The organism is Methanolobus vulcani (assembly GCF_900100715.1).
Classification (GTDB): Archaea; Halobacteriota; Methanosarcinia; order Methanosarcinales; family Methanosarcinaceae; genus Methanolobus; species Methanolobus vulcani.
Genome location: NZ_FNCA01000012.1, coordinates 73114 through 80778, shown reverse-complemented (window position 1 = coordinate 80778; position 7665 = coordinate 73114). Strand labels below are relative to the sequence as shown.

Below are 7665 nucleotides of genomic sequence, written 5' to 3'. Positions count from 1 at the left end.
TGCTATTGATAGAGTTGGGAAAAGGTTCATCAACTGTTCTTTTGGCAGCAGAGGCACAGAAACTGGAATACAACTCTGGGACAAATTAAAGGATATTGAGATAAAAGAAGTCATGACGGATCACTGGAAAGCATATGCAGAGTTTCTTCCAGCGGCGATTCATACTCGATCCAAAGCAGAAACATATACTGTAGAAGGATATAATAGTATATTTAGGCATTTTCTGGCAAGGTTGAGAAGAAAGTCCAAGTGTTATACAAAGAGTATTGAAATGCTGCGGTACTCTGTCCTACTGTTAATGAAATTCAGAAATAAAGAGTTAACTATATTTGAGTAACAATGCCTTATTGGAATTTGTTCCTTAATTTGTCGTAAAACTCCTGTTCTTTACCACCGGTCTTCTTTGAAAGTCTCTCTACTATCAGTTCAGGTGTGCTTTTTGCAACATAATTGTATCGTGGAGTCCTGTCAACCACAAGATTCAATTCTGAATCCAGACCACTGGCCTCAATTCCATCAACCCGGATATTGCAATTGGTATTTTCCAATATCTGCTCGGAAAGATGAGATACAAAAATTGACATTGTACTATCGTTCTCCATTAGCACTTCAAGAATTCCTGCCATGATCTTTGCTGATGCACCGGGTTCAGTGATAGATTCCAACTCATCAGCCAGAACGAATTTGGCAGATTCATCTGCCACCACCGAGAACTCTGTAAGAGTAGTTTCAAAAGCACCTGCATCCAGTGTACCCTTTGATTTGGCAAAATAATACATCGATTCGGTGAGGGAAATTTCCATTTTTTCTGCAGGAACCGGAAAACCCATATGAGCAAGAATAATGCTTTGTGAAAGCAATTCCAGCAAGGAGGTCTTACCTCCTGAATTTACTCCACTTAAAAGTACAACACGATTATCATCGTTTTCCGGCCCAAATGAACTTGAACCTATAGAATAATCTACCGGGATTACACCCCCATGTCTTGAAAGAAGGAAAAGATTCCTTCCTCCCTTAAACCCAATACCAGCACCATCTATTATAGTGGGCATTGAAAGACCGTATGCCCTTGAAAATAGTCCAATAGCAAAACCTACATCAAAATCAAGAACCGATTTCACCATCTCCCGGGAAAGTTCCCTGTAAGCAGATAATATACGGGAAACTTCACGCTTGTGATTGAACTTTCTTTTCTTTGCCTTTTTGTCCAAGTGCTGCCTGAGGTTATTAAGACTTTCAACGTCGGCCTCTATTGGATGCATTATTTCTTCCGGGAAAAGAGAATCCACAAGTAAGCGTTCTTTTTTCTCCAGGTGAAGTTCATTACATATTCTTTCAACAGCATCCTTTACAATTGAACTATAATTCTTATGCAATTTCTTACCCAGTATCTCTTTTAGTTCCATTGAACCATTCATGACCTTGAGCATGTCCTGACCACTCAATGTCATCTGACTGTTCTCAAGTGATGAATTCAGTTCTTTATTTACAGAGCTGACAGTTTCAGCAACAACTGAATTAAGACTGGAAATCGCATCGGATATCCGGTCAAGTTCAGCATCCATTCCATGAACAATGTCGCCGTCTTCATCAATCAGTGCCAAGGTCGATGACAACATTTCAATGGAATCATCATCCATTTTCTCAAAGAAGTTCACACCTTTTGACCGCAGTAGCCTCACTAAATTTACAGACGACTCAAGTGACCTGAGATTACGGGAAAACAGGAAAATCTCTTTTTCCGGTATGATCTTATAATCATCTAGGTCATCAAGATCAGATACGAATTCCGGCTCAACATCTTCAGGGAAATCAAAAGCCAGGAACTTATCACCTACTGCAATAACCTGGGAAAAACCCCTGGAGATATCTATTAATTCTGAAAGAGATCTCGCAAAATGAACGTCAACTAATCCTGAAAAACGTTTTCTTGCAGACTCATAACATTCCTGCTCTGATGTGATGATCACACGGTCCCGTATTTTGGGACATTGATACCTGAAGTTTAGTTGGGAAACAGTTGATAGAAGATCAGCAACATTATCGTCACCCTCCAGCAGGCTGGCTGTGTGCATATAATATGAAACAGACTCTCTCACCTGCATGATCTTTTGTTCCTTTGAGGAAGGGTAAGGGAAAAAAACGTGCAATTTTTCCCTTGAATATCGAGCATGTGCAAACTCACGCACAAGGTCAAGCAATTTCTCATAGACATCCATTGCCTCCCTTGTTCTCAGAAAGTCAGCTACTGTCACACCTTCAACTCTGGATGCAACATCCTGTATCAATGATATGGCATAACGTTGTCCTATTCCTTCAACTTCTGAAATGCTGGCAATGTCACCAGCTAATATCGCATCGAGCGCCTGAACCTCGCTACCAAAATGTTCCACGAAACGTTTTGACATCTTATCCCCTATACCGGGAATGTCCTGTAATGTCCTTACTTCCGCCAGCATTTAATTCATACCTCCGATCCTGATGCAAAATTGTCAAGAGTACAATTTGCGATTCCCCTTTCAACTTTATACCTGTCCCTTTCGGACATCTTGCTCATTGAAGCTGATGCCTTTGGTTGCAATTGCTTTGCATGAGACTTGTTTCTCCTCTTGTGAATTGCCTGTGAATCATAATACATATCCCACAGGTCATCTATCTCATCTGTGGTGGATGTGAATTCCAGACTTCCTGCAAGAGAAGAAGGAACACAGGTATAGTGTTCTAATCCCACATGGCTGCCGTTTCCTATCCACGCAACATCCCTTTCTATAACTGCAACAGGAAGATCAGGATTCTTTCTTGCAAGCCAGCGACAGAACATATCTCCGATATTATGTGGAGAATCTACTTTCACAGAAAGCACACCATTCACAGAGTATGGTCGTGCAAACATGCACAAACGATGGTATGAACGACTCACGTCCCGCATATAATTATAATATTTTTTCCCGGTTCTTGTCTTGCCTGAATATAGCAACTCGCCATTTCCTTCACATGAAGCCAAAAAGTATACCAGTTCAATGGGACTTGAACTGTGGTGCCGCAGAACCAGAGAAATGTAGCCTTCAACATCTGGATCACGCTGGAACATCCTTGTACTTTGTGAACCGAAAATATGGCGTACAAGTTTTGAAGTATCAACTGTAGCCCTGAATCCCAGCATTTTTACGTCAGTTATACCTGCAAACTCCATTTTTCTCTTCAGTGCATCCCTGTCCTTCGCACTGATGAGTTCACAATCTTTATTATCCATAAGTTCTGCACATGCAAGCAGAACACCTTCCACATTTTCCCTGAATGCCACTATCATGCTCCCACACCTGTAAAAGAGAAAAGGTTCGTCTGTCTTTTTCCATTGAGCTCTATAAACGGCCTGGCACGGCTGATAACCACACCCATACGTGAGAGTTCCTTTTCAGAACTTATTGGCCTTGACTGAATTATCCTGTTTGCACCCACAGGCCCGATTCCCGGCACTTTGAGCAGATCCTCTCTGCTTGCAGTATTTACATTGATCGGAAACATATCCGGATTGCAGGATGCAAGAAGCATCTTTGGATCCATATCCATAAGGAAACCATTGTCATCAAGAACAGAATCCAAGTCATATGCAGTCATGCCATAATCCTTCAGCAGATATGATGTCTGATACAGCCTTATCTCTCTCCACATTGGAGAAGGGTCATTATTTTCAAGAGGTGTGAATGGAACCGGGTCAAAACTCATGAAATATGGCCTTCTTAGCTCATATCTGCTCATGAAATTCTCAACGGTTCCGATAATCTCCCTGTCAGATTCCTGCACTGCTCCTACAACAAACTGAGTGTCATTGGCACCAATTATGCGGCCTCTGAAACCTTCTTTCTTTCTTTTCTTGTTAATGAGATCCCTTGTCCATTGTAAACGCTGAAGTACATCGTTCTTATAATCAAAATTCGGGCAGATCTCCGAGTAATTGATAGTACTGGTAGTCTCTGCATTCACTCCGAACTTGTTTGCATATTCAGCGATCTCCTCCAGCAGATACTTAGGTGTTCCCGGCATCACACGGATGTGTATGTAACCTGTGAACCCCTGTCCTCTCAGAAGACTTGCTACCTCCAGTTGCTTCTCAGCGGTCCTTTCAGCATCACCTATTACACCTGATGACAGGAACAATCCCTCAATTGCATTTCTGCGATAGAAAGACCACGTGATCTTTGTGATCTCTTCCGGACTCAACGATGCCTTCACAGAATCCCTGCCGCACCTGTTCGGACAATACGTGCACTCCCCGGAGCAGGCATTTGTCATCAGCGTTTTGTAGAGCTGGATGCAACGGCCATCAGGTCCGAAAGCATGACAGACAGCGCTCTGGTTGCAACTATCATACTTCGTGCCTTCGGACAATACTCTCATCCTTTCCATAAGCGTCATATGGTGCTCATTAGCAGGACTTCTGTGGGTCATCAGTGAAGGATATGACAGTTATGAATATAAGCAGCCTGTAAGCGGAGTGAAAGTATTCTAGGAATAAGAAAATAAAAATAACATACAAGAGAGAAGAACGGTTTAACGCTCTTCGGGGATGAGATTACTCATCCTGGACTTTAACCTTAACTTTCAAAATGCTGATAGGTTCCAGCTTTTTCCACATAACTGTGGAATTCTTATCAAAAACGTATTCATTGACATTCTTGTCAGAAAAGACACCATCGACTTCGTAGACAAAGAAACCTTCCTCGCCGTTGGTGGAAACAATATTATCCTGTCCGTGAACATCTTTTACTTCAACAACTGCTGCCTTCTTAAGTGCTTCCAGCAATGTTGCGCCCTTTTTGACCTCAACAGTCCTGGAAGGTGCAAAGATGTCCAATGCATGGAAAATGTTCTTATTGTTAAGCTGCAGGACATGGGTCTTTCCATAAACCTTACGCTGTATAAGCTCAGCGTCCTCCAGTATATTTGCGTGTTTTGCAGCAACCGGCACAGAGATACTAAGTTCCCTTGCAAGTTCTGATATGTGCATTTCACCCTCAGTCAGCCTTTGAAGCATTCTGAGCCTGGTTTCACTTCCAAGAGCACTAAACAGTTTCAGACGGTCAGTGTGCTCTGGATTCTCGGAGTCTTTGTTATCGAGAGTGCTCATAATTAGAAGTAATTCATGTGTGCCATATATACTTTTCTGCAAAAACAGCTCATAAAACAGACCATAATCTGAAAAAATAAAAAACTAAAACTAAAAATATCAATAATAAAAGGAAAAGTAATAAAAAATAGAATTTATTTACGTAATGCACCTGTCTGTATATACAATTTCTCATCAAGAGAGCGCAAGTCAGTTGCAACAAATTCATGCGTCAGAAAATCGGGAGACACAATATCAACTATCTGCGAGCAATTCTCGCTGGAAAAAGGCATATGCTGATCCATTTGATCAAGTATCCCCATTACAGACATCAGACGGTCATGAAAAGACAGGTCTCCAAAACCTTCTGGAATTTCCAGATCCATTGAGCTTCGCATGAACTCTCCCGACAGGCTACAATGAAAATGCATGCCTTCAATTCTTTTAATAAAGTCTTCCGAATGCCTGGAAAGCACATCAAGTACCACACTGATAGAGCAATTCTCATCCTCACATTTCATGGTGGCATTCATCAGGTGGCCCGTATCAAGAACAAAAGCCCAGTTATCAAAATCAAGCAGTGATGCAAAGTATTCAACATTCATGGGATCCAGGAATGTAAGCCCCGGCCACCAGAGGTTTTCAAAGAACAGACGCACCGGAGGCTCACCATTCGGATAAACAGAAACAGCTTCATTCAAAAAATCTGCTGTCGTTTCAAGTACATCGTAATCCGTGCAATCAAAGGATCGGGTGTATACCTGTTCCAGTTCGGCGTAGGATACATGAAATACAGCATATGAAGCCTCCAGAGTATGAGCATTTTCAAGAGCCTTTCTGAAAGTAGCTATCACATCATTGCGACTTCCACCACCGAAAACATAGATCCTTTCAAATTCCTCCATATCCTGTGTGAAAACAGACGGATCAACCCATGCCCTGTGTCTCCCCATCCAGTAAGGCAGATGTACCCCTACAACCAGATCCTTTGGCACATCATCCGGCAGAGAAGAAGAATCCACAAAGAGCTCCAGTCCATCAAGATCGTGTCGCACAAGGAAATTTCGTATACGTCCCCAGTCTGAACCGAACATATTCATATCATTCTCATACAAAGAGAAATTCACCATCTCTTTCATAACTCCATCACCTACCCCTGCACCACCTGAGAACACAAATCCTTATGATCACAGTTTTTTGCCATCCATGCGGTAACACGTATCCAGTTGTCTATGATACAGTCTTTTTCATCCGTAAGTTCATCAAATGGTATGGAATCATCCATTCCAAGCATAGCAGGAAGGCCTTTCATCAGAGAAACAGCAACTTTCCTCCCGGCTGTTTCAGGAATAAGCCCCCATGAGATCTCATCCACAATATGTAATACCGTACCGGTTGCCCCTACAAGTACCGGGTTCTTGGACATTTCTCTTAGAACTTTCAGGAAAGCCGCTTTACGATTAGCACCATTCAGTCCTGAGGCAACCTTCCAGTAATCCGCCTCGGATATGTCAAAACGCTCAAGTCTCACAAGCATGTCCCGCTGTGAAAGAGCAGTAAGATCAGATTGAAGCTCAAGTGCCTTGTGGGTACACTCAATAACAGCTTTACCGATAAGTTCTCCCAGTTTTGAATGCTGCCCCGCATCTGTCAAAGTTAGAGAACTTGTCCCGTCACAGACAACTGCAACCATATCAGTTCCTGAACCAGTGGCAATCCCATGCGAATAACGGCTCGGTGCCATCAATTGCTGTAACGCCGCAGCCTTTGCCTCGCTTGCGGTAATGATCGCTCTTGCCATGGCATATTCAGGAAGATCGCCACCAATGACAAGGATCATATTTATAGTGCCCTGAATGAACTGATGAGAACCGTTCTCCTGATAATACGATGCAGGATCACCGGCACGTCCTCCATTGACTTCAATACCGGCAGTCATGATAGCAGTCACTTCGACCCCGCGGAAAGATTTCGTAACTATGGCAACGTTGTCCATGTTGGCAGCTGTCAGAAGTCCTGAAGAAGTATCCGGGTCGGCTCCAAGTCTTTCTGCGATGATACGAAGGTAAGCAGGGACACTACCTCCTTCCAGCTCTTTTGGTGCATGTTTTCCTTTTGGGATCATATGATTGAAAACTGCCCTGACATCTTCACGATATCCACCGTTTAACCAGGAGGTAGTAAGTGTTTTACGTCCCTGTGGCAAGCTAACAAGAATAGAATCATTGAAGCGGTAAATTTTCTCCTTTCCTGTGGTCTCAAAAAGAAGAGTACTTTTCCTTTCTGCATTGCTGTCAGTCTTTGCAGGGTTGATATCCATATCATCCCCGTCTGTGGTTCCGGAAGTCATGAAATATTCCTTAGGATATTAAAATCAACAATAAATAAAACATATGATACGTACACAATAGAGATAATAGAGTGTCGGTATCGCATGTGTGAATACATATGATCTGTCCTGCGACTAAATCCGGTTACACGGAGGATCTGGTTGCACAGGACATTAATGAATATATCACTGTGTGTTTTAAATATCTTTTCTAATACAATGGAGCATG

General features: G+C 42.5%; 7 protein-coding genes. 1 reads left to right on the top strand and 6 read right to left on the bottom strand.

The window, feature by feature from the left end:
- On the top strand, window positions 1-337 hold a 337-nt coding region (locus BLP52_RS13550), incomplete at its 5' end, for an IS1 family transposase (protein ID WP_162272977.1).
- A gap of 7 nt (window positions 338-344) precedes the next feature.
- Here BLP52_RS13550 and BLP52_RS13545 read toward each other — a convergent pair.
- The 6 genes from BLP52_RS13545 to BLP52_RS13520 all read right to left on the bottom strand — a co-directional run bounded on the left by BLP52_RS13545 (window position 345) and on the right by BLP52_RS13520 (window position 7457).
- Window positions 345-2459: a MutS-related protein gene (locus BLP52_RS13545; RefSeq protein WP_091711018.1), complete on the bottom strand. Its 2115-nt coding sequence runs from the start codon at window positions 2457-2459 to the stop codon at window positions 345-347.
- 5 nt (window positions 2460-2464) lie between these two features.
- Window positions 2465-3310: a DUF4130 domain-containing protein gene (locus BLP52_RS13540; protein WP_238380847.1), complete on the bottom strand. Its 846-nt coding sequence runs from the start codon at window positions 3308-3310 to the stop codon at window positions 2465-2467.
- On the bottom strand, window positions 3307-4449 hold the full coding sequence (locus BLP52_RS13535; RefSeq protein WP_238380846.1) for a radical SAM protein: 1143 nt from the start codon (window positions 4447-4449) through the stop codon (window positions 3307-3309). Before BLP52_RS13535 ends, BLP52_RS13540 begins: the two co-directional genes overlap by 4 nt.
- Window positions 4450-4573: 124 nt before the next feature.
- Complete coding sequence (locus BLP52_RS13530; protein ID WP_091711017.1) at window positions 4574-5128, bottom strand: ArsR family transcriptional regulator; 555 nt, start codon at window positions 5126-5128, stop codon at window positions 4574-4576.
- A gap of 134 nt (window positions 5129-5262) precedes the next feature.
- Window positions 5263-6246 (bottom strand): TIM barrel protein, encoded by a 984-nt coding sequence (locus BLP52_RS13525; protein ID WP_091711024.1) that lies wholly within the window; start codon window positions 6244-6246, stop codon window positions 5263-5265.
- An 11-nt stretch (window positions 6247-6257) separates the two neighbouring features.
- A complete protein-coding gene (locus tag BLP52_RS13520; protein WP_238380845.1) occupies window positions 6258-7457 on the bottom strand; it encodes an adenosylcobinamide amidohydrolase in 1200 nt (399 codons plus the stop codon).
- Between the last annotated feature and the right edge of the window lie 208 nt (window positions 7458-7665).

Bases quoted from the DNA above. Each gene is read 5' to 3' on its own strand.
- BLP52_RS13535 (WP_238380846.1), bottom strand. From the start codon at position 4,449: ATGACCCACAGAAGTCCTGCTAATGAGCACCATATGACGCTTATGGAA.
- BLP52_RS13540 (WP_238380847.1), bottom strand. From the start codon at position 3,310: ATGATAGTGGCATTCAGGGAAAATGTGGAAGGTGTTCTGCTTGCATGT.
- BLP52_RS13545 (WP_091711018.1), bottom strand. From the start codon at position 2,459: ATGCTGGCGGAAGTAAGGACATTACAGGACATTCCCGGTATAGGGGAT.
- BLP52_RS13530 (WP_091711017.1), bottom strand. From the start codon at position 5,128: ATGAGCACTCTCGATAACAAAGACTCCGAGAATCCAGAGCACACTGAC.
- BLP52_RS13525 (WP_091711024.1), bottom strand. From the start codon at position 6,246: ATGAAAGAGATGGTGAATTTCTCTTTGTATGAGAATGATATGAATATG.
- BLP52_RS13520 (WP_238380845.1), bottom strand. From the start codon at position 7,457: ATGACTTCCGGAACCACAGACGGGGATGATATGGATATCAACCCTGCA.